General features: G+C 51.2%; 23 protein-coding genes. 12 read left to right on the forward strand and 11 right to left on the reverse strand.

The features are described 5' to 3' along the window. Nucleotides 1–23 precede the first annotated feature (23 nt). Together L2725_RS12860 and udp are read right to left on the reverse strand one after the other, a co-directional pair. Nucleotides 24–482: an NfeD family protein gene (locus L2725_RS12860; RefSeq protein ID WP_249249333.1), complete on the reverse strand. Its 459-nt coding sequence runs from the start codon at nucleotides 480–482 to the stop codon at nucleotides 24–26. A 163-nt stretch (nucleotides 483–645) separates the two neighbouring features. After that, complete coding sequence (gene udp, locus L2725_RS12865; protein ID WP_249249334.1) at nucleotides 646–1,404, reverse strand: uridine phosphorylase; 759 nt, start codon at nucleotides 1,402–1,404, stop codon at nucleotides 646–648. A 300-nt stretch (nucleotides 1,405–1,704) separates the two neighbouring features. On the opposite strand from udp, the gene L2725_RS12870 reads away from it, so the two are divergent. After that, nucleotides 1,705–1,917, forward strand: a complete 213-nt coding sequence (locus L2725_RS12870; RefSeq protein WP_249249335.1) for an HP1242/YdcH family protein — start codon at nucleotides 1,705–1,707, stop codon at nucleotides 1,915–1,917. Between the two features lie 72 nt (nucleotides 1,918–1,989). On the opposite strand, the gene L2725_RS12875 is transcribed toward L2725_RS12870, so the two are convergent. Then, nucleotides 1,990–2,448, reverse strand: a complete 459-nt coding sequence (locus L2725_RS12875; RefSeq protein ID WP_115137466.1) for a hypothetical protein — start codon at nucleotides 2,446–2,448, stop codon at nucleotides 1,990–1,992. 248 nt (nucleotides 2,449–2,696) lie between these two features. On the opposite strand from L2725_RS12875, the gene L2725_RS12880 reads away from it, so the two are divergent. Beyond that, the gene (locus tag L2725_RS12880; protein ID WP_249249336.1) at nucleotides 2,697–3,545 is read left to right on the forward strand and encodes a mechanosensitive ion channel family protein; all 849 of its coding nucleotides are present in this window, start codon (nucleotides 2,697–2,699) and stop codon (nucleotides 3,543–3,545) included. Here L2725_RS12880 and L2725_RS12885 read toward each other — a convergent pair. From L2725_RS12885 to L2725_RS12895, 3 genes are all read right to left on the reverse strand, one after another. Beyond that, nucleotides 3,533–4,006, reverse strand: a complete 474-nt coding sequence (locus L2725_RS12885; RefSeq protein WP_249249337.1) for a GNAT family N-acetyltransferase — start codon at nucleotides 4,004–4,006, stop codon at nucleotides 3,533–3,535. The genes L2725_RS12880 and L2725_RS12885 overlap by 13 nt on opposite strands. 98 nt (nucleotides 4,007–4,104) lie before the next feature. Then, nucleotides 4,105–4,668 carry an NnrU family protein gene (locus L2725_RS12890; RefSeq protein WP_249249338.1) on the reverse strand — a complete coding sequence of 188 codons (564 nt, stop codon included), beginning with the start codon at nucleotides 4,666–4,668 and terminating at the stop codon, nucleotides 4,105–4,107. 70 nt (nucleotides 4,669–4,738) lie between these two features. After that, entirely contained in the window at nucleotides 4,739–6,658 is a 1,920-nt protein-coding gene (locus L2725_RS12895; protein WP_249249339.1) for a S9 family peptidase, read from the reverse strand. Nucleotides 6,659–6,943: 285 nt separating this feature from the next. On the opposite strand from L2725_RS12895, the gene L2725_RS12900 reads away from it, so the two are divergent. Further along, on the forward strand, nucleotides 6,944–7,777 hold the full coding sequence (locus L2725_RS12900; RefSeq protein ID WP_249249340.1) for a cytochrome c3 family protein: 834 nt from the start codon (nucleotides 6,944–6,946) through the stop codon (nucleotides 7,775–7,777). Nucleotides 7,778–7,854: 77 nt separating this feature from the next. Here the strand turns inward: L2725_RS12900 and L2725_RS12905 are convergent, their stop codons facing one another. Beyond that, nucleotides 7,855–9,243 carry an aminotransferase-like domain-containing protein gene (locus tag L2725_RS12905; protein ID WP_249249341.1) on the reverse strand — a complete coding sequence of 463 codons (1,389 nt, stop codon included), beginning with the start codon at nucleotides 9,241–9,243 and terminating at the stop codon, nucleotides 7,855–7,857. Between the two features lie 173 nt (nucleotides 9,244–9,416). On the opposite strand from L2725_RS12905, the gene L2725_RS12910 reads away from it, so the two are divergent. Continuing rightward, complete coding sequence (locus L2725_RS12910; RefSeq protein ID WP_249249342.1) at nucleotides 9,417–10,007, forward strand: carboxymuconolactone decarboxylase family protein; 591 nt, start codon at nucleotides 9,417–9,419, stop codon at nucleotides 10,005–10,007. 55 nt (nucleotides 10,008–10,062) lie between these two features. Here L2725_RS12910 and L2725_RS12915 read toward each other — a convergent pair whose 3' ends face one another. Both L2725_RS12915 and zntR read right to left on the reverse strand, forming a co-directional pair. Further along, nucleotides 10,063–11,385, reverse strand: a complete 1,323-nt coding sequence (locus tag L2725_RS12915; protein WP_249249343.1) for an SO_0444 family Cu/Zn efflux transporter — start codon at nucleotides 11,383–11,385, stop codon at nucleotides 10,063–10,065. 38 nt (nucleotides 11,386–11,423) lie between these two features. Beyond that, nucleotides 11,424–11,873, reverse strand: a complete 450-nt coding sequence (gene zntR, locus L2725_RS12920) for a Zn(2+)-responsive transcriptional regulator (protein WP_115138947.1) — start codon at nucleotides 11,871–11,873, stop codon at nucleotides 11,424–11,426. A gap of 491 nt (nucleotides 11,874–12,364) precedes the next feature. On the opposite strand from zntR, the gene purH reads away from it, so the two are divergent. The 4 genes from purH (at nucleotide 12,365) to L2725_RS12940 (ending at nucleotide 19,204) form a co-directional block, all read left to right on the forward strand. Then, nucleotides 12,365–13,969, forward strand: coding sequence for a bifunctional phosphoribosylaminoimidazolecarboxamide formyltransferase/IMP cyclohydrolase (gene purH, locus L2725_RS12925; protein ID WP_249249344.1), 1,605 nt, complete (start codon nucleotides 12,365–12,367; stop codon nucleotides 13,967–13,969). Nucleotides 13,970–14,159: 190 nt separating this feature from the next. Then, nucleotides 14,160–15,455, forward strand: coding sequence for a phosphoribosylamine--glycine ligase (gene purD / locus L2725_RS12930; protein ID WP_249249346.1), 1,296 nt, complete (start codon nucleotides 14,160–14,162; stop codon nucleotides 15,453–15,455). 175 nt (nucleotides 15,456–15,630) lie between these two features. Then, on the forward strand, nucleotides 15,631–18,846 hold the full coding sequence (locus L2725_RS12935; RefSeq protein WP_249249347.1) for an ImpA family metalloprotease: 3,216 nt from the start codon (nucleotides 15,631–15,633) through the stop codon (nucleotides 18,844–18,846). 133 nt (nucleotides 18,847–18,979) lie between these two features. Beyond that, nucleotides 18,980–19,204, forward strand: a complete 225-nt coding sequence (locus L2725_RS12940) for a hypothetical protein (RefSeq protein WP_248936407.1) — start codon at nucleotides 18,980–18,982, stop codon at nucleotides 19,202–19,204. Between the two features lie 59 nt (nucleotides 19,205–19,263). Here L2725_RS12940 and grcA read toward each other — a convergent pair whose 3' ends face one another. Together grcA and L2725_RS12950 are read right to left on the reverse strand one after the other, a co-directional pair. Beyond that, nucleotides 19,264–19,641, reverse strand: a complete 378-nt coding sequence (grcA, locus tag L2725_RS12945; RefSeq protein ID WP_115138952.1) for an autonomous glycyl radical cofactor GrcA — start codon at nucleotides 19,639–19,641, stop codon at nucleotides 19,264–19,266. 199 nt (nucleotides 19,642–19,840) lie between these two features. After that, complete coding sequence (locus L2725_RS12950; RefSeq protein ID WP_249249348.1) at nucleotides 19,841–20,644, reverse strand: SDR family oxidoreductase; 804 nt, start codon at nucleotides 20,642–20,644, stop codon at nucleotides 19,841–19,843. Between the two features lie 157 nt (nucleotides 20,645–20,801). On the opposite strand from L2725_RS12950, the gene L2725_RS12955 reads away from it, so the two are divergent. The 4 genes from L2725_RS12955 (at nucleotide 20,802) to L2725_RS12970 (ending at nucleotide 24,542) form a co-directional block, all read left to right on the forward strand. Then, complete coding sequence (locus tag L2725_RS12955; RefSeq protein ID WP_249249349.1) at nucleotides 20,802–21,503, forward strand: spondin domain-containing protein; 702 nt, start codon at nucleotides 20,802–20,804, stop codon at nucleotides 21,501–21,503. Nucleotides 21,504–21,514: 11 nt separating this feature from the next. Next, a complete protein-coding gene (locus tag L2725_RS12960) occupies nucleotides 21,515–22,249 on the forward strand; it encodes a spondin domain-containing protein (protein WP_249249350.1) in 735 nt (244 codons plus the stop codon). A 71-nt stretch (nucleotides 22,250–22,320) separates the two neighbouring features. Continuing rightward, nucleotides 22,321–23,052, forward strand: a complete 732-nt coding sequence (locus L2725_RS12965) for a response regulator transcription factor (protein ID WP_249249351.1) — start codon at nucleotides 22,321–22,323, stop codon at nucleotides 23,050–23,052. An 8-nt stretch (nucleotides 23,053–23,060) separates the two neighbouring features. After that, nucleotides 23,061–24,542: a sensor histidine kinase gene (locus tag L2725_RS12970; RefSeq protein ID WP_249249352.1), complete on the forward strand. Its 1,482-nt coding sequence runs from the start codon at nucleotides 23,061–23,063 to the stop codon at nucleotides 24,540–24,542. Nucleotides 24,543–24,553: the final 11 nt, after the last annotated feature.

Raw genomic sequence — 24,553 nt, forward strand, 5'->3', positions numbered from 1 at the left:
AAATTCCCGGCTTGGAATGACGATTAATCTTCCTTCAGCGGTTCAACCACCAAGGCGATATTCTCACGACAGATAACTTTTACCTTGCTGCCAACAGGGATTTCAGTGCCATCACCCAAGGCTGGCCATTCAGTGCCCTGAAACTCTACTCTGCCCTGCTGCTGACCCGGGCCTATCGCCTGCTTAACCAGCGCAGGTTGCTGAAACAGATCCAGTTCTTCGTCGGTATTGTCCACATGGGCATCGCCACCAATCAGCTTTTGAGTCAGACTGCGAAACGCCAACAGCAGGATGATGGATGAGATAAACCACAGGGTGAAACTCTGTGCCAGGCCTGCGACCAGCCCCAGACCAGTCGCCGCCGCGACGATCAAGCAGGCAACCCCCAGCAGAATCACTATACCGCCGGGAATAATCAGTTCGGCAAACATCAATACAATGCCTACTGCAGCCCAGATGAGGATAGGATTGGATAGTGTCATAGTCGCTCCCTTACATGACATTGGACATAATATGTCACAATAAATTATCCACGCCTATTAATTTCTGCTTAAGTTTCGCTCAACATAGTGACAGTAATATAAAAAAAGCGCTTTGCCTTTATCAGCAAAGCGCTTCTAAGAAAATGATTTATATACTTTAAAACTAAGCCACTAGTTTACGTGCTGCATCCACTACAATGGATACGGCCGTCGTCTCGGTCTGTTTCATGGTGACTTCGTCCGGGATCTCCTGCTGGGTGCGGTTTACAATCACACCGGCAACACAGGCAGCGCGCCAGCCGTTGGTGGCACACATGGTAAACAGGGTCGCAGACTCCATTTCATAGTTGAGTACGCCCATCTCCTGCCACTCCTTCATAGAGCCAACAAAGCGGCGGGTCACCCGACCACTGACGGTGTCATATCTTTCCTGACCCGGATAGAAAGTATCGGAGGACGCGGTAACACCTACATGGGGCTCAACTTCGGCGTCGCGACAGGCTGCAACCATGGCAGTTGTGCACTCAAAGTTGGCAACAGCCGGGAACTCCATAGGAGCAAAGTGCAGACTCGCGCCATCCAGGCGAACAGAAGCCTGAGTGACAATCACATCTCCAACATTCACATCAGGTTGAATCGCTCCCGTTGTACCAACGCGCAGGAAAGTGGTTACGCCCAGTTGCGCCAACTCTTCAACGGCAATAGAGGTAGAAGGACCACCAATACCTGTCGAGCACACTACCACAGGCTTACCATCCAGGTATCCCAGATAGCTGGTGTACTCTCTGTGGCTGGCAAGGAAAACCGGGTTATCCATCAATCCGGCAATGCGCTCAACCCGCTTTGGATCACCGGGAACAATTGCCAGAGTGGCGCCATCCAGCATGGCTTTGGTCAACCCGAGATGAAATACGTCAGACATGATTCTGTCCTCTTGGAAAATGTAACAACGAAAATGACTCTATCGGACTCGCCGCAGGTAAATTGTTAAGTGGATCACACTTCAATCAGATATTCTTCGTGGAATCATCATGGAGACTAGCAGACTCAAGCCAGAGCTCACAGGCTTTTGCGGATAAAATAGCGTCAATCGGCCGGCAATAAATGGGGATGCGAAACGCACTTCCAATCATTTGTTTGATCAGGATCACTTAAACACTCATCGCAGGAGCGTAGGGTAAGAGTTAAGGAAGGTTTGTAACAATTGTTAAGGGGAAGACCAATGTTTCCAGAATATCGCGGATTGATCTCAGAGCTTAAAACCAGTGATCACCACTTCCAAAAGTTGTTCGACAAGCACAATGACCTGGATGAAAAAATCAATCGACTGGAACAACACCCTGCAGAGTTCTCGCAGGAGCTGCACACTATGAAGCAGGAAAAGCTGGCATTGAAAGATGAGCTGTTCAAAATCCTGCAGAAGCACGATAAGTAATAAAAATATCAAATCGACATATGCAAAGGGCACCATTCGGTGCCCTTCTACTGTCTGAATATCAGTTCTCAGTTAAGGCTGCAGTGCCTTGGTCAGTGAATCTGCTGACTCATAGTATTGGATATCAACCATTTTCAGACCATCCAGCTTGATAACGGCCGCTTTGTCTTCCTGTGAAGGCAGTGCAGCAGTTGCCTGACCTTCGCGGTCCAGTGCAATGGCAAACGGCAGCTTTTGCAACTGTGGAATAGCCACAAACTTGGCGATCAGGCCTGGCATGCCGCTGATATCTGCCACATACACAAGATCAGCCGGGATCTTATCGCCCATGGACTCCAGACTCTCCTGGATGATTTCACCACCTTTCATGTCACGGCTGAACAACAGAGTCCGGGTTTCTGCAGTCACCTGCTGCAGCTGCTCATTTTGATCCTGCAGTTCAAAAGTAGGAATGCTCTGTCCCTGGGTCAGAGTCGCAGCATTGGCCGCCATGGCGCACATCATGCCCATTGCCAGAATTAGTTTTTTCATGGTTTCGCCTCCCGGGCGTAGGTTATTTTTTCTGTCCCAGACCACTGTATTGCGGTTGGCTGAAGCCAAGCTTATCCAAAACCTCTGAGCGACTCATCAGGCTGATACAGTAAGCTGATCTTGCTCACATTTAATGAAACCAACTGAGTTTCATGTCAGCAGCTGCGGCCCACTCACAATGGATGCACTCTGCTCAATAAATGGTTAGAGTGTCTCGGCAGGCGCCCAATGAAGAGAAGGATGACAAAATGGATCAGGCCGGTCTGGACAAAGAGCTGGAGCAACTTCAGCAGGTTTACCAAATGGTGACTGAGTTTCTGGTGAACTACAGTTTCCAGTTAATCGGAGCGGCATTTATTTTTCTGCTGGGCCTTTGGGTGGCAGCCAAGATAAGTAACCTGATTAAACGGAAATTTGAAACCCACCAGATCGACCAGACTCTGGGAAACTTTGTGTCCAATCTGGTACGTGTTCTTATCATCATCATGGCGGGTATTATCGCCCTGGGTAAGCTGGGGATCAGTATTACGCCCATGGTCGCCGCCATAGGTGCCGCCTCTCTGGGGGCCGGCCTGGCAATTCAGGGCATGCTTTCCAATTATGCCGCTGGAGTCACCATAATCGTCACCCGCCCCTTTGTTATCGGCGATACCATTGAGGTTAAAGGCGTTACAGGTGTCGTGGAAGATATCCACCTGGGCTTTACTGAGCTCTCAAATGAAGATGGTGAGAAAATTACTATCCCGAACAAGCATATCGTTGGAGAGATTCTGCATAACTCCGCCGAGTGCAAACTGGTTGAAACCCGCTTTACCGTCAGTTATCAAACCGATGCCGACCAACTGACATCACTTATCCATGGCCTGCTCAGCGACGCTCCTCAGGTCGCCACCGACAGGGGAATTCAGGTAGGCATTAATGATTTCAACCCTATGGGAATGGAGATAGGCGTGCGTTATCTGGTCCCGACTGCCACTTATCACAGAGACAAGTATGAGACCAATATGATGCTTCATCGACAGCTCAAACAGGCCAATATTGAAATGGCCTGTCCGCTGCGGGAAATTCATGTGCCACCGGGCGGTCACCCACTGTAATTAACCCGGTGTTGACCGAGAATCATATCGACGTGAGGAATACCATCTTCCAGGTATTCTTCTGAAGCGTTCTCAAACCCCAGCCCTGAGTAGAACTTATTAAGATAAAGCTGAGCACCAATCTGAATACCGGCTTCTGGCCACAGGGTTTGAGCATGCTCAACCGCCTTTTGCATCAGCTCCTGCGCCAGCCCTTTGCCTCTGGCATCTTCCACCACCAGCACCCGCCCGATACTCGCCTGAGGATAGCTTAATCCGGGAGGCAAAATACGCACATAGGCCATCAGCTTGCCGGTTTGATCATGACACCAGAAGTGCTTCACCTCAGGGTGTCTGTCTTTGTTGTCCAACTCGCTGTAGGCACAGGCCTGCTCAGTCACAAACACATCCACCCTAACCTTCAGGATGTCATAGAGTTCATCCAGGCTGAGTTCGTTAAATGATTTAAGCTGCCAATTCATATCCTTGCGCCACATCCGCTATCTAATGATTAATGCCAGAGATTACCTTTATTTAGGGGATCAGCAAAAGCCTATCCTCACCAGGCATGCTAAGGCGCTTACTGAGGAAGCAGTGCCACGCCCGCAAAGTAAGGATGGAGCCAAACAGCCACCGCCATAATCACCAAGCTGATTATCAAACCGCGTATTTCACGAAACCAGGAACCAACCTCAGGTTTAACCCAGTCGCCATCGCGGCGGTTGATTAACAGCATTTGCACCAGCGCCCAGGCACCAAGGCCACCAAACAACACCAGTGAGCGACTTTCGCCATTGGACAACAGGTGCGCCACCGCCCACACCAAAACAGACATCAACATAGGATGACGGATAAGACGCTTGATCCGGGTGGGATACATAGACGCGCCAAACAGAATAAAGGCCACCAGCATCAGGCTCATGGTGGCGTGGCGCATTCCCATGCCTGCCACATAGAGATATTCCACCGGGGTGTGTCGCCAGCCATAAACAATCAGTCCCAGCGAAATTAAAATCGACAGGCTGAACAAGCCTTTGTAGTGCCCAACACTGCTGGCCAACTGCGCTGCACGCCAATTGGGGGCCAGAGATGGCAACAGATGGGTCAATGACCAAAGCAGCACACCCAGTATTAAATAAAGCATTGAACTCTCCTTGTAAAAGCAGCCTCAAATGAGGCTGCAGATTATTATCAAACCATCAATACGATACTGACTAGAGATGAGTTTGCAGGAACTTCAAATAAGCCTCTGAAGCAGTAATACGGTTCACTTTTTTGGTGAAGCCGTGGCCTTCATCCTCAAACAGCACATACTCTACCGGTACGCCGTTTTCACGAACTTTCTCTACCAACTCATCACTTTCAACCTGCAATACTCTGGGGTCGTTGGCGCCCTGAACCACCATCAGAGGTTTAGTGATATTGGTTGCGTGGAACAGTGGTGAAATTGCGCGGTGTCGTTCACCATCGGTAGCCGGGTCACCCATCTCATCGTACAGAGCCTTTCTGAAGGATTCCCACCAGGGTGGAATTGAGTTCAGGGTGCGAACCCAGTTGGTCACCCCAAAGATATCGATTCCCACTTTGAAGGTTTCCGGCTCAAATGCCAATGCAGCCGCCGTCATATAGCCACCATAGCTGCCACCCATGATACCGATACGCTCATCATCGACCCAGTCCAGGCCTTGCAGATAGGCTTTACCCCACACCATATCCTGCAGATCGCCTTCGCCGTGTTGCTTGTCATCCAAATGGAAGAAGGTTTTACCATAGCCGGAGCTGCCACGATTATTGATGGCAAAAATACCGTAGCCCTGATTAACCAGATGCTGAATAGTTGGGTTGTAGCCGCTGCGGCTCTGACCACCCGGACCACCATGTACCCATATCATCACAGGGGCAGGATTGTCAGCAGACGCTTGTTTGGGTTTATACAACAGCCCCGGGATATCCAGTCCGTCAAAGCTCTCGAAACGGACCACCTCACTGGGTACCAGATGAGCGGTATCCATCGCCGGATTCAATGCCTCGGTCAGCTTTCTGGCCTCAGGAGCTCCCAGACTCCAAACATAAAGATTGGATGGAGACGTATCTGAGTTCAGATAAAACGCCATCTGGGTTTCGTCATCAGAGAAACGTACCGCGCGAATATCCCCAGCGGGTAAAGGCGGCAGTGCCAACGGCTTACCGGTTTTGGTATCCAGAATAGAGACCTTGCTGGAAGCATCAGCATTCACGCCCGACACCTGATAGCGACCTGAGTCGGAGAATCGAATAAAGGTAACATCCCAGTCATCGGCCAATACCTGTGAGTGTTTACCTGTGGGCATATCGTATTGCCAAATCTGGCTGAACTCGCCTTTGGAATCGGTGCCATAATACAGGCTGCGACCATCAACGGAAAAACCTTCCACCATATAGTTGGCAGGCTCAGTGTGTTCGCTGATTAACTCAGGTTCGCCACGCTTGCGCAGATCGAGAATATAAACATCACTGTCACGATTGCTGTGGGTTTTCCCCAGCGCAACAAAATGCCCTTTTGGCCCAACATCGCCGACTTCGTATCCGGCATTGTTGGTGAACACCAATTTGCGGGAATAGTCTTTACTGTCGTAACGATAAAGGTCGTTGAACTTGGGGTCTCTTTCATTACTTGTCACAAAGAAGGCGCTGCCATCTTTGGTGAAACCGCGAAAACTGGCTCTGGTCTCATCACCAGGAGTCAGATCTTTAACAGTGCCATCCTGCTCCAGTACGTAAACGTGATACCTCTCATTACCGCCACTGTCTTTGGTAAACAGCACACGTTTATCCTTTGGGAACCAGGACACGGGATAACTGGTGTCCGGGGAGTCTGTAAGTTGAGTCTTGTTACCGGTTTTGACATCCATGCTGTAGACATTGAACACACCGGATTCATCGGAACCCATCAGAATGGATTCACCATCATGGGAGAATCCGGAGCCAAAATATGAGGTGGTTTCATAAAACGCTTTGGCATCGTAGTTTTGATGCTGAGTTTTAACGTTATTTGCCTGGTTTTGAGTATCACTGCCCCCCGAACTACCCGCGCATCCGCCGAGCAGAGCTGCAAACGCCAATGCAGAAATCCCTGTTGTTATTACCTGTTTCATCCAGCTTCCCCTAAATGATCTATTGGTCAATGTCCTTTGATAACAGGTCAATTTATCAGCATCAACCCTGAGTTGTGTACAAGTGTGTTTGAAGCTGGTCCCATTTGATTGAAATTTGCCATCAATATCAAAATTATTAGCTGGGTCAATGAATTAATTTCATTCTGACAGGATTAAAGGTCTTGATGGGAATCAAGTTGCCAGTAAGCAATTACATGCCAGAATCCGCCACCGACTCATACATTCTGTTTGAGTCCCCTCTGTAATTCACAAGAACAATAACGAATGACGATAAAACAGCTGAGCCTGTTGATTGCCGGTTGCCTGTTTGGCAACGCGGTAATCTCAGCCGATCTTAATGATGAGTTTTTCCAGCAGAAGTTTGCCAAAGCAGACTATGCACCCGCCGGCGCTCAAACCTGCAGTCAGTGTCATGAAGATGCCATGCAGGGCTTTTTAAGCTCTATTCACGGTAATAAAACCATGGAAGGCACACCTGCGTCAGGAATAGCGTGCGAAGCCTGCCACGGCCCATTAGGACAGCATGCTGAAGATCCCCAGGCCAACCCCATGTTGCGGTTGGGCGCCATGGAACTGGCCAATGCCAGTGCCAAACTGCAAAACCAGATGTGCCTGCGTTGCCACGGTGATCAGTTCCCGCTGGAAACCACACCATGCGCCGCCTGTCACACAGGTATTCATACCGATAACGCCATTCCCGATACCCAGAAACAGTCTCTGGCCTGTCTCGAGTGCCATCCGCAACTGCAAAAGCAGGTACGGATGAAGTACACCCATGGTCTGGTGGATGAGAAAGGCAGCAATATCCAGCAGGGATGTTCCAGCTATTGCCATGCCGCTCACGGCAGTAAATGGGCACCCGCTTATCAGACACCGGCATTAAATGCGCCATGCTTCGAGTGCCATATCGACAAGCAAGGACCATTTAAACAGGAGCACACCGGCTTTAAGGGCGACTGCACCAAATGCCATGATCCACACGGCACTGAAGATGCACACTTGCTTCGGCCCAATGTCGAAAAAGTCTGTGCCGAATGTCATGGTGAACAGCCAGTGATTGAACATGCCAGCTCAGAGCAGGTTCACGGCCATAACTGAGACACCAACAACAAAGGCCACATGATGTGGCCTTTGACTTCTCATTTCCGGAAGCTTAGTTCACCGGAAACAGCACGCTAAATTCTCTCCCGCGCCAACTCTCCGAGCCGGGTCACCGCGGCCTTCACCTTATCCTCATCATCAAACGCCCCACATAACCTCAAACAACTTGAGTATTGACCCGAGCTGGAGAAAACATCGCCGGGGAAAAACGCAATACCATTGGCAACGGCCACGGACAAAAGATCGGCAGAATCTATACCGGGAAGCTCAACCCACAGGACAAAGCCCCCCTGGGGCTTGCTCACTCGGGTTTTAGCCGGAAAACTACTCAGTACCCACTCCCGCATTCTTTTTAGATTTAGTTGCAGACGCTTTCCCATAGTTCGGATATGACGACTGTATCCCCCACTCGCCATAAACTCTGCGACCAGAGCCTGAACAATCAAAGGCTCGGATACATTGCGAAATGCTTTCAGTCTCATAATTTCCTGGTGGTACTTTCCGCCACAGAGCCAGCCAATCCTTAAACCTGAGCCCAGAGACTTGGCCACTGATGAGCAGTAGATAACGCGCCCATACTGATCCAGGGCTTTCAACGATGGCAAACTCTCTCCTGCGGTCTGCAACTCAGAGAACAGATCGTCTTCAATCACCATAAAGTCTTTTCGTTCAGCCAACTCCAGCAGAGCACGCCTGTTATCCACTGGCATCTGACTGCCTGTGGGGTTGGAGAAGTCCGGACAGATCACCAGGGCGGAGACCTGCCATCGCTCCACAGCCAATTGTAACGCCTCCAGACTCAAGCCACATTCTGCCGACCCCGGGATTTCAATTACCTTCATTCCCAGTGATTCGATAACCTGCAAAAGCCCGGGGAAACAGGGACTCTCTACGGCAATTGTGTCTCCGGCGCTGGCAATGGTGGCCAGCGCCATAGAGATAGCATCCTGACACCCTCCGGTAACCAGTACTTGCTCTTCTCCGGCCTCTATTCCCTGCAGTCTCAGCCTCTTACTTATCTCCTGTCGCAGCGGTAAATGTCCGCTGCTGAACTCAGGTTGTAAAAGTGACGCCATCTCATAACGAGCCAGACGCGCCAGTTGCTTTGAAAGGGCCGCCTTGGGTAATAAACCCGGCGACAGCACCGCAGTTCCCAAATCTGTCACTCCGCTGCCGGCACACATTGAAAGCACCTGCAACATACGGTTATGGATATGAGACTCCCCCGGATGACTCAGCTTGTACTCCTCTGTATCTTGATAGCAGACATAGTATCCAGCTCCGGGCCTTGCCTCGACCAAAGCTTTATCTTCCAACAATCTCAGCGCGGCCTGGGCCGTGGACATGCTGACGCCATATTGCTCGCAGCACTCCCGAACAGAGGGAAGTCGCTCATTGAAGCGATATCCACCCTGTTTGATTTGCCGCTCCAGACTGAACGCGACCTTTTGATATTTCTTCATAAAAAAACAGTACAGTTCCTTCAGGATTAATAGATACAGCACATTCAGCTCAACAACTGTACTGATAAATTAGTCTCAAGCCACCGCTGTTGCCAAGTACAAGTTTCTTTTAGCTTAAAAACACCTGCTGCCAATACCCACCAAGGGTCCAGCTAAATAACAAAGGAGAGACTATGCCTCTGGTAACCCCGCTGCCCGCAGACACCAACGCAGAAGTGGCCAAAATGGCCGAATTTTTCAATGAGACACTGGGCTTCTGCCCCAACAGCGTATTGACCATGATGCGCCGTCCCCGCATCGCCAAAGCGTTTATCGAGCTGAATATGGCTGTGATGGAAAACCAGGGCAGACTCACCAGTACCCTTAAGCGGCTGATCGCCTACATCTCCAGCAATATCACCGGTTGTCGTTATTGTCAGGCGCATACCATCAGAGCCGCTGAACGCTATGGCGCAGAAGCCGCCCAGCTGGAAAATGTGTGGGAGTACAGAACTCACCCGGCGTTCAGCGAGGCTGAGCGTGCAGCCCTGGATTTTGCTGCCGCGGCGTCGGTCATTCCCAATGATGTGGATGATGAGTTGAGCGAGCGTTTACACCGATACTGGAAGGAAGATGAGATAGTGGAAATGCTTGGGGTTATCTCCCTGTTTGGTTACCTCAATCGCTGGAATGACTCCATGGGGACAACACTGGAAGCTGGCGCCATTGATTCAGGCGAACAACTCCTCTCCAGACGTGGCTGGGATACCGGAAAACATACATAGTCCGGGACATACAAAAAAGCCCCGCGATGCGGGGCTTTCCGATTAATCAGGGCTGTTAACTACAGCATCCCTTTTTCTCTGATTTAATGGGCAGCATTTGCCATAGTACCCGTCCCATCAGGAAAGCCAACAGCAAACCGGAAGCGGCGACTATCCACTCAGGCAAGAGCTCATGGTGTTCGCCAATCTGAGGCATCACCTCAAAACCAAAGGTCTCGACCAGATAGTTCACCAGTACACCGGATAACAGTGCGACACCCAATACCCCACCCAGATAACCATACAGCGCACGCTTACCCAGCTCTTTGGAAACTACGCCCAGGGTCGCGATATTGGTGGCCGGACCCGCCATCATAAATACCAGTACAGCACCGGGGGAGACGCCGGCCAGCAACAAACCTGCGGCAATCGGCGTGGACGCCGTGGCACAAATATACATGGGCACAGAGATAACCACCATCACCAGCATCGCCAGAATGCCATCGCCCCACTTGGCCAGGAAGTCACCTGGCACATAGGTTTGTACCAGCGCTGCGAAGAACAGACCAATCAACAGCCAGATAGCTGTGTCACGGACCAGATCTGTAGCCGCATAGTGCAGGCCTTTAAAGATACGGAAAGAGATGGAAGTGCCTTTCAGCTGAGCTGCGGTATCTTCGGTGCTGCTACAGCATGAGTCTGTACCTTCGGCACTATGATTCTTATCTGTACTGCAACAAGAGCTGGCCAGCACTTCAGGTTCCGCTTTGGTGGAGCAGCAGGACTGCGCCGGTTTCGTATCTGTATCAGCAGGTGCCGTCATTACCGAGGGCGTGGAGCCACAACAGGATGATACCGGCTTCATTACCACTGGAGCTGGCTCAGTCTTGGGGCTGCAGCAACTGGATTCAACTTTTTCGGTATCTTTGGTTTTAGTTGAGCAGCAGGAGTCCGATTCAGTGCTGACTTTCGCAGAGGATGACTCGCTAATAGGCTTGCCATCGTCATCATCACGCCCCACCAGCAAACCTGCCACCACAGCACTGACCACAGCAGCGATAGGCCGCACGATGGCCATAAAGGGGCCTAGCAGAACATAAGATACGCTGACAGAATCGATACCGGTTTCCGGCGTCGATACCATAAAGGAGGTGGTCGCCGCTTTGGACGCACCGCTACGGCGCAGGCCCACAGCTGCAGGGATCACTCCGCAGGAACACAAAGGTAGAGGCGCACCGAACAAGGCCGCTTTAACTGTGGTTTTCAAACCGTGACCACCCAGTTGCTTGTTCATCCAACTCATGGGAACAAACACCTTCAACAGGCCAGCCAATACCAAGCCCAGCAGCAACCAAGGGGCAGACTCCAAAAAGAGTTTTAAAAAGTTCTCTATCAACATAATGCTTATATGACTCTGACGGTTTTCGTCCGTTTATTTCACTGTTTGCCGTGCTCACAGCCAGGTTCCTCGCAGCGAACTTCAGTCAGTGAAGACTCCAGTGCTTCGAGAATCGAGCAGTGCTCGGCACTTTCAGGCCCTCCGCAGCAGGCGCGGGACAGAGCTTGTAATGTGGTTTTAAAAACATTCAGTTGAGCAATACGCTCTTCAACCTGAGCCAGCTTGTCATCCACCATACCTTTCACATCGGCACAGGCCCACTCTGACTTGTTTAACTCTATGGACAGAAGTTCAGTGATCTCACTCAGGGTGAAACCCACCTCTTTGGCCCTCAATATAAAGCGCAGGCGATTCGCGTCCTGCTCGGTATACATACGGTAACCTGAGTCAGTGCGCATAGATGGCGCCAATAGCCCATGTTTTTCATAAAACCTGAGTGTGTCGGCTTTCACCTCACACATACCGGCCAACTCACCAATGCGATACATGCTGCGACTCCTGTACTGATTTATGTTGGATTATAAACCTTGGAGTTTAATCCAAGGTCAAGGGTTTAGGGAAATAAGAATCGATCTCAAATCACATTTTTATCAACAACCCTTTTTTGACCGTCAACATCGGCAAGCCCTAGTGTTCGCATATCAATATTGTGAAATTGCACATAAAAACCCTGAGCAAAGGGCTTCTAATGTAAACTACGCCCGCCTGAACCGGAGGTTATACCCCCATATTCATCGTGATCGAGCCATTAAGGGTCAGGCAAAGGATTCAGACATTTGTCTGCAGCCAGTTTGTCTCTCAGATGATTATCTGAAGAGTGTGTCTAAGGGACTTTTGGAAAGCAGCGACTGCGTAAAAATGTGCATACGCTGTTTTCCGAAAGATCCTTGAACTTAAGGTGAAGTGCTGATGCTGTCAGTCTGCCTACGGGCGGGTGCGCGTCTGCGCCAACCAACAACAAACTGGACCCTGTGAACAAATGACAACTCCAAGACCTATCCGTCGCGCGCTGCTCAGCGTTTCCGATAAAACCGGTATCCTCGAATTTGCCCAGGCACTGCATCAAGCTGGCGTAGAACTGCTATCCACCGGCGGCACTGCCAAATTGCTGGCTGACAATGGTGTGCCGGTTACTGAAGTGTCTGACTACACAGGTCACCCTGAGATCATGGATGGTCGCGTTAAAACCCTGCATCCCAAAGTTCACGGCGGCATTCTGGCTCGTCGCGGTACCGACGAAGCCGTGATGGCCGACAATAATATCAACGCCATTGATCTGGTTGCAGTTAACCTGTATCCCTTCGCACAAACGGTCGCCAAAGAAGGTTGCACCCTGGAAGACGCTATCGAGAACATTGATATCGGTGGCCCTACCATGGTTCGCGCCGCGGCCAAGAACCACAAAGATGTGACTATCGTGGTCAACGCCAAAGACTATGACAAAGTACTGGCTGAGATGGTCGCCAATGAAGGTTCAACGACTCATGCTACCCGCTTTGACCTGGCGATTGCTGCCTTTGAGCACACTGCCGCTTATGACGGCATGATTGCCAATTACTTCGGTACCCTTGTTCCTGTGCATGGGGTTCCGGCCAACTCAGAAGATGAGTGTAAAGCTGATTCCAAATTCCCACGCACCTACAACACCCAACTGGTGAAGAAGCAGGATCTGCGTTATGGCGAAAACAGCCACCAAAGCGCCGCTTTTTACGTGGACACTCAAATCGATGAAGCCTCTGTGGCCACTGCAGTGCAACTGCAGGGCAAGGCACTGTCTTACAATAATATCGCCGACACCGATGCCGCATTGGAGTGTGTCAAAGAGTTCGATGCGCCGGCCTGCGTTATTGTGAAGCACGCCAATCCATGCGGTGTTGCCCTGGGCAATAACCTGCTTGAAGCCTATGACCGCGCATTCAAAACAGACCCAACCTCAGCCTTCGGTGGCATCATCGCCTTTAACGGCGAGCTGGATGCAGACACAGCAGCAGCCATTGTTGAGCGTCAGTTTGTTGAAGTGATTATTGCACCAAGTGTCAGCCAGGCTGCTCGTGATGTGGTCGCAAAGAAAGCCAATGTACGTCTGCTGGAGTGTGGTCAGTGGAATAGCCAGACCAAGACACTGGACTACAAGCGAGTGAATGGTGGTCTGCTGATCCAGGACAGAGATCAGGGCATGGTTGGCCTGGATGACCTCAAGGTCGTGACTAAGCGTGCGCCTACTGCGCAGGAGCTGAAAGACCTGCTGTTCTGCTGGAAAGTGGCCAAGTTCGTTAAATCCAATGCCATTGTCTATGCCAAAGAAGGCATGACCATAGGTGTTGGCGCCGGTCAGATGAGCCGTGTTTACAGTGCCAAGATCGCCGGTATCAAGGCCGCCGATGAAGGACTGCAGGTTGAGGGCAGTGTGATGGCATCAGACGCCTTCTTCCCATTCCGTGATGGTATCGATGCCGCCGCAGCTGCTGGTATCAGCTGTATTATCCAGCCGGGCGGTTCAATCCGTGATGAAGAGATTATCGCAGCGGCCGATGAACATGGCATGGCCATGGTATTTACCGGCATGCGCCATTTCCGTCATTAATCTAAAGCCTGTTGCGCCGCAGCTCTTCGGCCTATGTCATTGAGACACATGATATGGAATTGATAGTCAAGCTGCGGTCACGGGCTGAAGTTCAAGGAAGGCTCGCGGAGTTTATAAGCATAAATGAGCAAGCCTGCCACCGAAATGCAGCCTGTGACAAAGCGCATTAAATGATAACAAGGACAAAACGATGAAGATTCTCGTAATTGGTGGCGGTGGCAGAGAGCATGCCCTGGCTTGGAAAGCCGCTCAGAATCCTGAAGTAGAAACCATATTTGTTGCCCCGGGTAACGCAGGTACTGAGCTTGAACCCAAGCTGGAAAATGTCGCCATTGAGGTGACGGATATCGCCGCTTTGGTTGAGTTTGCCAAAAGCAATGATGTCGCCCTGACCATAGTCGGCCCTGAAGCTCCTCTGGTTATCGGTGTGGTCGATGCCTTCCGCGCAGCGGATTTGGCCATCTTTGGTCCGACGCAGGCAGCTGCCCAGCTGGAGGGTTCCAAGGCATTCACCAAGGATTTTCTGGCCCGCCACAATATCCCTACGGCGGCCTATCAGAACTTTACCGAAATTGCCCCGGCCAAGGCGTTTGTTACTGAACTGACGGACAAAACTGGCTTCCCTGTGGTGATTAAAGCCGATGGCCTGGCTGCAGGCAAAGGCGTGATCATCGCCCAGAATCAAGCTGAAGCAGATGCCGCTATCGAAGACATGCTGGCGGGCAACAAGTTTGGTGAAGCAGGCAGCCGCGTAGTGGTTGAAGAGTTTCTGGTAGGTGAAGAAGCCAGCTTTATCGTCATGGTGGATGGCAGCAATATTCTGCCAATGGCCACCAGCCAGGATCACAAGGCCCGCGACAACGCCGATAACGGCCCCAATACCGGCGGTATGGGTGCTTACTCGCCAGCGCCGGTTGTGACTGCCGATGTACACGACTGGGTAATGACCAATGTGATCCGCCCAACTGTGGACGGTATGGCTGCGGAAGGTAACACCTACACAGGCTTCCTGTATGCAGGCCTGATGGTGGATACCCAGGGCCAATCCAAGGTGCTGGAATATAACTGCCGCTTTGGTGACCCGGAAACCCAACCGATCATGATGCGTCTTAAGTCAGATCTGGTTGAGCTGTGTCTGGCAGCCTGCCGTGGCGAGCTGGATCAAGTCACCGCCGAATATGACGAGCGCGCCGCCCTGGGTGTGGTCATGGCGGCCGGTGGTTACCCTGACAGTTATCGTAAGGGCGATGTGATTGAGGGCCTGGATCTGGGCAACACTGATGCCAAAGTATTCCACGCAGGTACAAAAATGCAGGATGGCCATGTCACAACCAATGGCGGCCGCGTACTGTGTGCAACTGCCCTGGGTAATACAGTAACTGAAGCCCAACAAGCTGCTTATGCTCTGGTGGACAAAGTGCACTGGGATGATGTCTTCTTCCGCACCGATATCGGTTACCGCGCTATCGCCCGCGAAAACAACTGATTTTTATCCTGATGCAGTCAAAGCCCCGGCACAGTCCCGGGGCTTTTTGTTTTTTTGACGCCCGCCATTTGAATGACGCATAAATTTATGTTTTTAAAGGATTATTATCTTTAACCCTGAGCGTTCGCCGCTATAATAATTGCCACTTGCAACATATGTTCAACAAGGATTGTGCATGAGATACACATTGGTTTTCGGTGCCCTTACATTGGCGCTTACTGGCTGTGGAGGCGGCTCTTCCGATGAGGGAAACAACTCAGGAGGAGTTACTCCCCCACCAACTCCGACTCTTTATCAGGCCAGTACACAGACCGGAACCGGTGGCCAGTTGCAACCGACCAGTCTGGAGGTTGAGTCAGGAAAGCAGGGAAGTTTCACCATAGCACCTGACTCTGGCTATGTACTTGAGCAGATATCAGGCTGTGGCGGTAATTTCGAGGGTAACACTTACACCACGTCCAATATGACGGCTGACTGTGACATCAGCGCCAGCTTTATCACCAATGCAGAAAATGCGGTACGCCAGCAAAGCCACAAACTGGCCAGCGCCGAAGAGCTGATTGCATATGCCCGTGGCGCTATCAATACCAGTGAACAGAAACGCAAAGATCTGGTAGACCAGATCTTTCAGGGTGTCAGTAAGCTCACCTGGCACCCCACCCACGACTCCATCACCTTTACCGGCTTTTTACCTGAGACCACATTCACCCTGCTGCCATCCAACATTAGTGGCAATGGCGATTCGGCGGTCAGAGGTCTGGTCATCGTATCCGAGCTGGATGGCAACCGCTCTGCCGCCATGGGTTCCAATCTGTTTTCAGTAAACAGATCACCTGAAACAGATACCCTGCTAAAAGGTCTTATCGGCTGGCTAACACAGGCCAATGATGCAAAGGATGGTCTGAGCATAGTTACAGCTCAAGTGCCCAGTCGGGCTGACAGCTGGTACTTCCCCCATAACGAAGGTATACGCAGTTGGCTGGCAGAACACTATCCTGACGCACATGCCATCAATGATGCCAACAGCTGTGATTATGCAGAGCTTGGAACCTGTATCGACACTCTCAAGCCAGATCTGATTGTGTTGTCAGATATCGACAGAGAAAGTCTTGGCCATCAGGGCATTAAGGATGCAGTGGAAAAAGCACAATCTGAAGGTATTCCACTACTGCTCTCAAACTATCGACGCCATGCCAGTAACATGCTCTCTCCCCTGTATCAGCAAATGGGGCTGGCCACCCACGGCAACTATTGGCAGAAGCTTCAGGTAGACGATCTGAGTGTCGCCACCATCAAACAGGATGATGTTAATCTCAGGGCCGTGGATACTCTGCTGGCCAATATGCAAAGCGGTAATTTCACCACCAGCCTGCTGGATAACTGCCGGGGTAACTTTATCAATTGTGGTGAAGCAGAGTTTACCCGGGATTTTAAAGGCGGCGCTGACTGGCTGAGAAACGCTGCGGCAACTGTGGACAGAGCAGCCACCAATGCCTTCACCCTGGACTCAGCAAACACACTTAAAGCCAGCTTACTGCTGGCAGACAAATACCGTGAAACCATCGACTACCCAATCGCCTGGGAAGAACACCAGGCATGGCAGCAAGCGATGTTTTCCGACTGGCTGGTGAACTATGCCCGCCCGGATAACAGTGCCCAGCCGGATTTGGGTGAATATATCACTGAGCGGGGCAACCTGAGCAAAGGCAGTAACGCCCACTATCAGCACCCTGAAACCACCTCAGGACGCAAGACCATCTCAGTGCCTTACCCCAACCAGTGGACCACCACAGGCTGGTATGTACTGCCGGGGCAAACCGTTACCCTGACCCGCCATGACAGGCTCAGCTCATCAGTGGAGATAAAACTCAACTACCACAGGCCCAATACGAACCGTGCCTTTGAGCAGAAGGTTTATCGTGGACCACTGGAGCTGGCCACCCAGCGCCTGCCGCTAACCGCAGGTGAATCCGTCAGCTTTTCCAGCCCCTATGGTGGCCCTCTGTATCTCTACTTCCGCGGTGGCGAAGGCGAGCAATCCGCAGACATTTCAGCCTCGGGTATCGCCCTGCACCCGTCTATTATGGACTTCAGCGATCAGGCTCAGATCCAGGCTTTCAATGACCGTCTTGCCCAGACTGAACTGCCCCATATAGACCTGCGCTCGTTTGGCGCTGAGCAGCATATGCGCCGGGATAAGTTTGAAAATGCTGTAGGCGGCAGCATCCCTAATGTAAATGCCCTGCTGAAGAGCATCTCTGAAGACCATATCAACGCGGTTTACACTCTTGCCGGATACAAGATCCAGGGCAAGACTCTGGCGCAATCACTGCCTGCGGATGTCAGCCAGGTCTGTGTCAATCTGCTGGGACAGGAGTGCCTGGATGAAGCCCTGCATACCCGCAGCATTATTCAGCATGCCAACTATGACCAGAATGCACATTGTGGTTGGGGCTGCAGCGGTAACCCCTGGGATGCAGGGTGGAACATCAGCCCGACCGGATGGGGCGATAACCACGAATTGGGGCACAACCTGCAAACCAACAGACTGAACGTGCAGTACGCCTCTGAAGCCAATGCCGACTACTGGGCTGGATATGGCAGCCGTGCAGGTGAGAACTCAAACAACATCTTCCCCTATGTCGTGAAGTGGCAGGCTCATTACTTGCGTGACGGCAATACCGACGTGATTACCGATGGTCACATGAACCACAAAGACCTCTTTTACGTGTTTATGTCCGATGCCACCGGAACGAAAAACAGTACCGGAGAGCGAGTAGTTCTGGGTGCCAATTGTAATGTGTTGGACCAAGGAAGCAGCCGTTATGAAGCGCCCTGGTACAGCAACAACTACGCAATTCATAACGGCTACAGAATGGCTTTCTATATTCAGATGGCGCTGCGTGCCCACGGTATGGAGATGACAGATGGCACCAGATTGGCGAACGGCTTCAATATCTTCACTCTGCTTTATCAGCACCAGAGGATCTTTGGTCACCACGCCAAAAACCCTGAGCAGTGGGATGCCAATAAAGACCAGCTTGGCTTTGGACTCTTCCCCTATCAGGGACACACTGTCTACGGCGGACGAAGCGTTCGGGATATTCCGGGCAATGACTTTATGTTGGTATCGCTGAGCAGGCTGACTGGTATGGATTGGCGTAATCACTTTGACCTGCTGGGTCTGAGATACTCCAGCCTGGCCGCCACCCAGACCCAGGCCAACAGCAGCAAAGGGGTATTGCCCATGGGCATGTATATTCTGGAAACCGATCTGCCACCAGCCAATATGAGCGAGGGACTCACCTTCCTGCCTTTATCTGTGATTGACGGCACCACTGTGTGGCGCGACGGCAGCAGTCCGTCCAATTGTCCGATTCCCCAGGCCTGACTCAATAAAAAGTTTTGATGTGATTTCGCCCGGTTTCCCCTGGGCGTTTTTTTAACTTTTCTTCACTTGCCGACACTCGTCTGCAAGCTCACTATCGGGGGAGTCAACTGGAACTATTGGAGAGGTAAGCACCATGTCCAGAGAAATAGATAATCTGATCTACAACGGTGAGAAAGACGGCGTGCACAATTGGGAAAGTATTTCCGGTATGCACTTTTACTGGCATCCGGACTGGCTGCATATCGCAGAAGATATGACGGGCCACAAAGCCGCTGTGGTGATGGATGTCGAAGATGCCAGCCATCATGACGCCGCCCAGGCGTTATCAAAACACCTTAATGAGAATCCAAAAAAATAGGCTGCAATTGCAGCCTATTTCTATTCAAACACCAGCCTCATAACAGAGGTCCTGAGCAATTACAGGCTCTTGGTGAAAGTACGGGTAACCACGTCTCTCTGCTGATCTGGAGTCAGAGAGTTGAAACGCACTGCGTAACCGGATACACGGATGGTCAGCTGAGGGTATTTCTCTGGGTGAGCAATAGCGTCTTCCAGAGTTTCGCGCTTCAGTACGTTTACGTTCAGGTGCTGACCACCTTCACGCAGAGCAGGAGCCTCAATATTTACCGGACGGGATTCAAACTCGCCCAACTCAGCGTAAGCTGCAACATTGTCGGTCATCTCCTGGTTCTTGGCCGCTACGCAGCGCACAGTACCTTCTTCCTGGTCGTGCAACCAGATGGAGTTGATCAGTTCTTCGGATGGTGATTGAGTAATTTGGAATGCAGAAATCATTATGAGTTCACCTAAATTAACCACAGATAATGAGCGGGATTGTAGATGCTTTTTTTCAAACCCGATAGCATTTTTTGTGTTAATTTTGCGACACACACACTATATCTTGTGTTTAAGCTGAAATTGTTAATTTCACTTTCCAACCACAGACTCATCTGCCAGCGCCAGTGATCACTAACTTGTGAAATTCGCGATCACTCTATTTACGCTGTTGAATAGCCTTTAGTGCAATCTTATCCAACATGCCTGGCCAGAAGATTCTTAACCACTTACCCAACTTTCCTCTGCCTGAAGTCAAAAGCTCACGCCGACGACTGACTATAGCCGGGACCATAAGGGCTGCACACTGTTCAGCTGTCATCAACTTATCCACCTGCATAGGGGACGTACCAAGTGGCTCACCTTTGGCATCCAGTGCCCGTTTGTGGATCTCAGATTTGACGAAATCCGGATAGATTTGAGTCACGGCGACACCATCCTGTGCCAATTCAATGCGGAGCGAATCGAAAAAACCACTCACCGCATGCTTGGAAGCACAGTAACCGCTCCGCTCCGGCACTCCGGTCAGCCCGGCCAATGACGACACGACAACAATCTGCCCCTTGACTCTTTTCAATGCAGGAAGCGCCAATTTGGTCAATTGCATAGGGGCGAGGTAATTGACCCGTACCAATTTCTCCATCACTCCCAGATCTGACAGTTGATCAAATCTGGACCACATCGTCATACCGGCGTTGTGAATGAGAATATCAAGGCTCCCCAACTCCACTTCACACAAGGTGACCAAATCTGCGCAACCAAGCCTGTCAGTCACATCCATCACAAAGGCGGTGGCCTGACCTCCGGAGTGCTTGATCTCATTCATCAGTGAATCCAGTCGCTCACTGTTGCGGGCACAGAGTACAAGATGACATCCAAGCGGCGCCATCGCCTTTGCCAGGGCCCGGCCAATTCCCTCGGAAGCCCCTGTTATTACTACAACTTTATCTTGTAACTCATGCATTTAAGGTCCCCTTTAAGTGAGACCTCAACCTCGCACAGGGGAATGTTCAAATCAATCAAATGTGACAAATTTGTGAGATTTTGGCGATAAGCGGGTGAGATCCCTTTGGCAGAGTAACGATCGACAAAGACCAAAAACTCAGTCCAGGAGACTATTTATGAACACTAAAGCTCTGTCCATCGGTGCCCTGATGAGCGCCATTTTGGGCCTGCCAACCCAGGCCGCACAACTGGATATTCAAATCAGCAACCTGACCCATGGTAACTACTTTACCCCTGTGCTGGTGGCTGCTCACGATAACGATATCGCTCTGTTTCACGCGGGAGAAGCTGCCAGTGCTGCGCTGCAAAAAATGGCAGAAGGAGGCGCTATTGATGATCTCTCTGCGGCGGTAACAGGCGCATCCGGTGTAGTTCTGGAAAACCCGGCTGGCGGTCTGATGGCACCGGGCATGACCACAGAGTCCATGATGTTGGACACAGGTGATAATGGGTATCTGTCGGTCACAGCAATGATCCTGCCGACCAATGATGGTTTTGTCGGTCTGGATTCCTGGAAGATCCCAACAGAAGCCGGGACCTACACCATATACTTGAACGGCTATGACGCCGGTACAGAGGCTAACGACGAGATAGTTAATGGCGGTGGCGCTCCGGGGACGCCTGGTATTCCAGCAGCACCGGGGGGTGCAGGTGGTGAAAACGGTACTGGGCTGAATGACACCTCAGGTAACGATAAGGTACATATCCACCCCGGCGTAGTGGGTGATATGGACAGTGCCGGTGGTGCCAGTGATCTCAACAGCCAGGTTCACCGTTGGCTCAACCCTGTCGCCAAGCTCACTGTTACAGTGAAGTAAGGGGGTAGCCCATGACTATAACAACCAGATTTAACTCAACCCGCATCAAGCTGACCCTGTTGGCATCAGCGACTCTGATGCTGGCCGCTTGCTCTGACAACGACAATACCCCACCGCCGGAAATGCCTGAGCCTCCTGCTGTGGTGACAAAGAACTTTGAAGTAACCATTACCAATCTGACCGCCAATCAGCCTTTGTCGCCTGTAGCAACATTGCAGCACAATGATGATGTGCAACTTTGGATGGCAGGTGAAATGGCAAGTGTCGCCCTGGAAAAACTGGCTGAAGGAGGCGATACCTCAGATCTATCCGAGCTGCAGGGAGTTACAGGAACAGTCAGCGGCAGTGGCGCGGTTGGCCCGGGCGCGACGGATACTATTAGTATGGAAATTCCGGAAGCCAGAGTGGCCAACTTAGCCGTAATCACCATGCTGGTTAATACCAATGATGCCTTTACCGGTGTGCAGGGAATCGACCTGACCGATTTGGCAATCGATGAAAGCATGAGCTACCGCACTATGGCCTACGACGCAGGCACCGAAGCTAATTCAGAGGCCAAAGGCACTATGCCGGGACCCGCTGACGGTGGAGAGGGCTTTAATGCATCCCGTGAAGGTGATGTAGACAGAGTACATATCCACCCCGGCGTAATCAGCATGGATGACGGCTTGATGGACTCAGTGCTGTCAGCCTCACACAGGTTTGATAACCCGGTAGCCATGATTACCATCACCCGAACCAAATAAATTAGAACCTTTGGTGAAATATATTTCTCCCCCTGCGGGTCATGTTTGAGACCTGCAGGAGGGAGGGATTTATGGATACGCCTAATCGTGACTTTCAAAGCAAGTTAAGCACCATTCTGCTGGTTGAAGATGAACAAGACCTTTCCCAATTAGTTCAATTGAACCTTAATGCCATGGGATACAGGGTGTTACACGCTTCAACCCTTCAATATGCCAGCCAGTTACTGGCAACAGAGCACATAGACCTACTACTGATGGACCGTATGTTGCCGGATGGCGATGGTTTGATGCTATGCCAGCAAATTCGTCAGCAGGGCCTCGCCGTCCCCATAGTCTTGCTGACAGCCAAGGACAGTGAAGCCGATGTTGTGTTGGGCCTTGAAAGTGGTGCAGACGACTATATTACCAAGCCATTCAGTGTGTTGGAGTTAAGAGCCAGAGTAAAAGCCAGGCTAAGGTTTCAGCATAAAGAGGAAGATAAATCCCTGCAGTTCAACGGCATCACCATCAATTGTGAAACACGGGAAGTTATCGCCGATGACACTCAACTGCAACTGACCGCCAGAGAGTTTGACCTGCTCACTTTTCTTGCCAGCCATCCCCAACAGGTATTCAGCCGTATGCAACTGCTGGAAGCCGTGTGGGGACTGAACTACGAAGGCTACGAGCATACGGTCAACAGCCATATCAACCGACTGCGCAGTAAGCTTTCAGGACGTCCCAGACTGGCCGAAACCGTCAAAACTGTGTGGGGAGTCGGCTACAAATTTGCACCGCCATCAGCGACAGAGGTTCATGCCTGATGGGCAGTATGTTCAGCCGACTCATGCTGTCATCCTGTCTGCTGGTGTTCCTGCTGCTAACCCTGTTATGGCAATGGCTGGATTTCAGCCATGAAGCCAGTGTAGAGCTGGTGCAGCAGTCGCTGCACAAGGAATTGGCAGAACATATGGCGCATATAAACCCCATGCTCTCTCAGGGGATTACCTCTGATGCAGCGCTGAAAGAAGCCTTCCATGATTTTATGTTGCTTGGCCCCAGCTTTGAGATTTATACCCTGGACCCCGGCGGCAGGGTTGTCGCCTACGATGCCCCGCAGGAAAAAATTCTCTCTCCCCAGGTCGATCTGACCCGCATACAGGCCTTTCTCAACCAGCAAGCCTTACCTGTATTTGGTACTGACCCAAGAGGTCAGGAGGTTGAAAAGATTTTCTCCGTCAGTGAGCTGAGAGATCCCGCCGGTGCACTGACCGGCTATCTTTACGTCATTATCGGCGGTGAAGAGTTTGACCACTGGCAATCTGCGGTATTGGCGCGACATCAGCAACGAACCTGGTTGGTGAACTTACTGATCAGTATGCTGTTCGCACTGCTGCTGTTCGCCTTGATGCTGAGGTTTATGACTGCACCGCTGACGCGTTTGTCAAAAGATCTTACCGGGATCCGTCAGCAACAGCACAAAGGCAACTCCCCAACTTTGCCCGGCCAATATGAAGGGGCCCGCGAGGTCACTGAACTGGCAAATGAGATCAATAGCCTGCTTGCTCAGGTCACCCGCCAGCACCAACAAATGAAACACCAACAAAAGGCAAAGCAGGACTTTTTGCTTCATCTATCTCACGACCTGAAAACGCCATTAACTTCTCTGCTGGGTTTTATTGAGACCTGGCGCCTGAGCGGTGATGACAGTGACCGCGACAAGCTAATCGAGCTGGCTGCCAGCTCAGGCCATAAACTTCAACAGCTATTAGCTCAGCTGCTGGAGCTGTGCGCATTGGAAAATCAGACTATTGAACCCAAGATATCGAGATTTGAGCTCAGTGAGTTCCTGCTGGACATCCACCAGAGCTTTGAATCAAAAGCTCTCTCCAGAGGGGTAAATCTGCAGATGGAGGGCGGGGAATTGCAGCTCAATACAGACCCACAGCTACTGACTCGCATCCTCAACAATCTGCTGGATAACGCCCTGAGATATACGCCTTCGGGTGGGCAAATTGTTATTAAACCCCTATGGATAAAGGACAGCTGGCAACTCATGATAAGGGACACAGGCTCTGGTATGCATCAGCATGAATTGGAAGCTCTGACCCAAGGTCAACCCAAAGCCCCATGTTTTGAGGAAGCCAGCCCACTGCCGCAACTTGGGGTAGGTCTGGCCATAGTGCGAAAGCTGGCGACTATGCTGAATTGCTCTATTCATATTGAGAGCGAGCCGGGTAAAGGGTGCAGTGTGTATCTGGCACTGGAAATGGTAGAATTGAGCAGCGCCCAAAAACAGCAAAGCACCGCATAGCGGTGCTTTGG

It is taken from the genome of Shewanella corallii, from assembly GCF_023349125.1.
Classification (GTDB): domain Bacteria; phylum Pseudomonadota; class Gammaproteobacteria; order Enterobacterales; family Shewanellaceae; genus Shewanella; species Shewanella corallii.

What these genes read in the sequence shown, in the direction of transcription:
- L2725_RS12860 (WP_249249333.1), bottom strand. Translation starts at nt 482, where the DNA reads ATGACACTATCCAATCCTATCCTCATCTGGGCTGCAGTAGGCATTGTA.
- udp (WP_249249334.1), bottom strand. Translation starts at nt 1,404, where the DNA reads ATGTCTGACGTATTTCATCTCGGGTTGACCAAAGCCATGCTGGATGGC.
- L2725_RS12870 (WP_249249335.1), top strand. Translation starts at nt 1,705, where the DNA reads ATGTTTCCAGAATATCGCGGATTGATCTCAGAGCTTAAAACCAGTGAT.
- L2725_RS12875 (WP_115137466.1), bottom strand. Translation starts at nt 2,448, where the DNA reads ATGAAAAAACTAATTCTGGCAATGGGCATGATGTGCGCCATGGCGGCC.
- L2725_RS12880 (WP_249249336.1), top strand. Translation starts at nt 2,697, where the DNA reads ATGGATCAGGCCGGTCTGGACAAAGAGCTGGAGCAACTTCAGCAGGTT.
- L2725_RS12885 (WP_249249337.1), bottom strand. Translation starts at nt 4,006, where the DNA reads ATGAATTGGCAGCTTAAATCATTTAACGAACTCAGCCTGGATGAACTC.
- L2725_RS12890 (WP_249249338.1), bottom strand. Translation starts at nt 4,668, where the DNA reads ATGCTTTATTTAATACTGGGTGTGCTGCTTTGGTCATTGACCCATCTG.
- L2725_RS12895 (WP_249249339.1), bottom strand. Translation starts at nt 6,658, where the DNA reads ATGAAACAGGTAATAACAACAGGGATTTCTGCATTGGCGTTTGCAGCT.
- L2725_RS12900 (WP_249249340.1), top strand. Translation starts at nt 6,944, where the DNA reads ATGACGATAAAACAGCTGAGCCTGTTGATTGCCGGTTGCCTGTTTGGC.
- L2725_RS12905 (WP_249249341.1), bottom strand. Translation starts at nt 9,243, where the DNA reads ATGAAGAAATATCAAAAGGTCGCGTTCAGTCTGGAGCGGCAAATCAAA.
- L2725_RS12910 (WP_249249342.1), top strand. Translation starts at nt 9,417, where the DNA reads ATGCCTCTGGTAACCCCGCTGCCCGCAGACACCAACGCAGAAGTGGCC.
- L2725_RS12915 (WP_249249343.1), bottom strand. Translation starts at nt 11,385, where the DNA reads ATGTTGATAGAGAACTTTTTAAAACTCTTTTTGGAGTCTGCCCCTTGG.
- zntR (WP_115138947.1), bottom strand. Translation starts at nt 11,873, where the DNA reads ATGTATCGCATTGGTGAGTTGGCCGGTATGTGTGAGGTGAAAGCCGAC.
- purH (WP_249249344.1), top strand. Translation starts at nt 12,365, where the DNA reads ATGACAACTCCAAGACCTATCCGTCGCGCGCTGCTCAGCGTTTCCGAT.
- purD (WP_249249346.1), top strand. Translation starts at nt 14,160, where the DNA reads ATGAAGATTCTCGTAATTGGTGGCGGTGGCAGAGAGCATGCCCTGGCT.
- L2725_RS12935 (WP_249249347.1), top strand. Translation starts at nt 15,631, where the DNA reads ATGAGATACACATTGGTTTTCGGTGCCCTTACATTGGCGCTTACTGGC.
- L2725_RS12940 (WP_248936407.1), top strand. Translation starts at nt 18,980, where the DNA reads ATGTCCAGAGAAATAGATAATCTGATCTACAACGGTGAGAAAGACGGC.
- grcA (WP_115138952.1), bottom strand. Translation starts at nt 19,641, where the DNA reads ATGATTTCTGCATTCCAAATTACTCAATCACCATCCGAAGAACTGATC.
- L2725_RS12950 (WP_249249348.1), bottom strand. Translation starts at nt 20,644, where the DNA reads ATGCATGAGTTACAAGATAAAGTTGTAGTAATAACAGGGGCTTCCGAG.
- L2725_RS12955 (WP_249249349.1), top strand. Translation starts at nt 20,802, where the DNA reads ATGAACACTAAAGCTCTGTCCATCGGTGCCCTGATGAGCGCCATTTTG.
- L2725_RS12960 (WP_249249350.1), top strand. Translation starts at nt 21,515, where the DNA reads ATGACTATAACAACCAGATTTAACTCAACCCGCATCAAGCTGACCCTG.
- L2725_RS12965 (WP_249249351.1), top strand. Translation starts at nt 22,321, where the DNA reads ATGGATACGCCTAATCGTGACTTTCAAAGCAAGTTAAGCACCATTCTG.
- L2725_RS12970 (WP_249249352.1), top strand. Translation starts at nt 23,061, where the DNA reads ATGTTCAGCCGACTCATGCTGTCATCCTGTCTGCTGGTGTTCCTGCTG.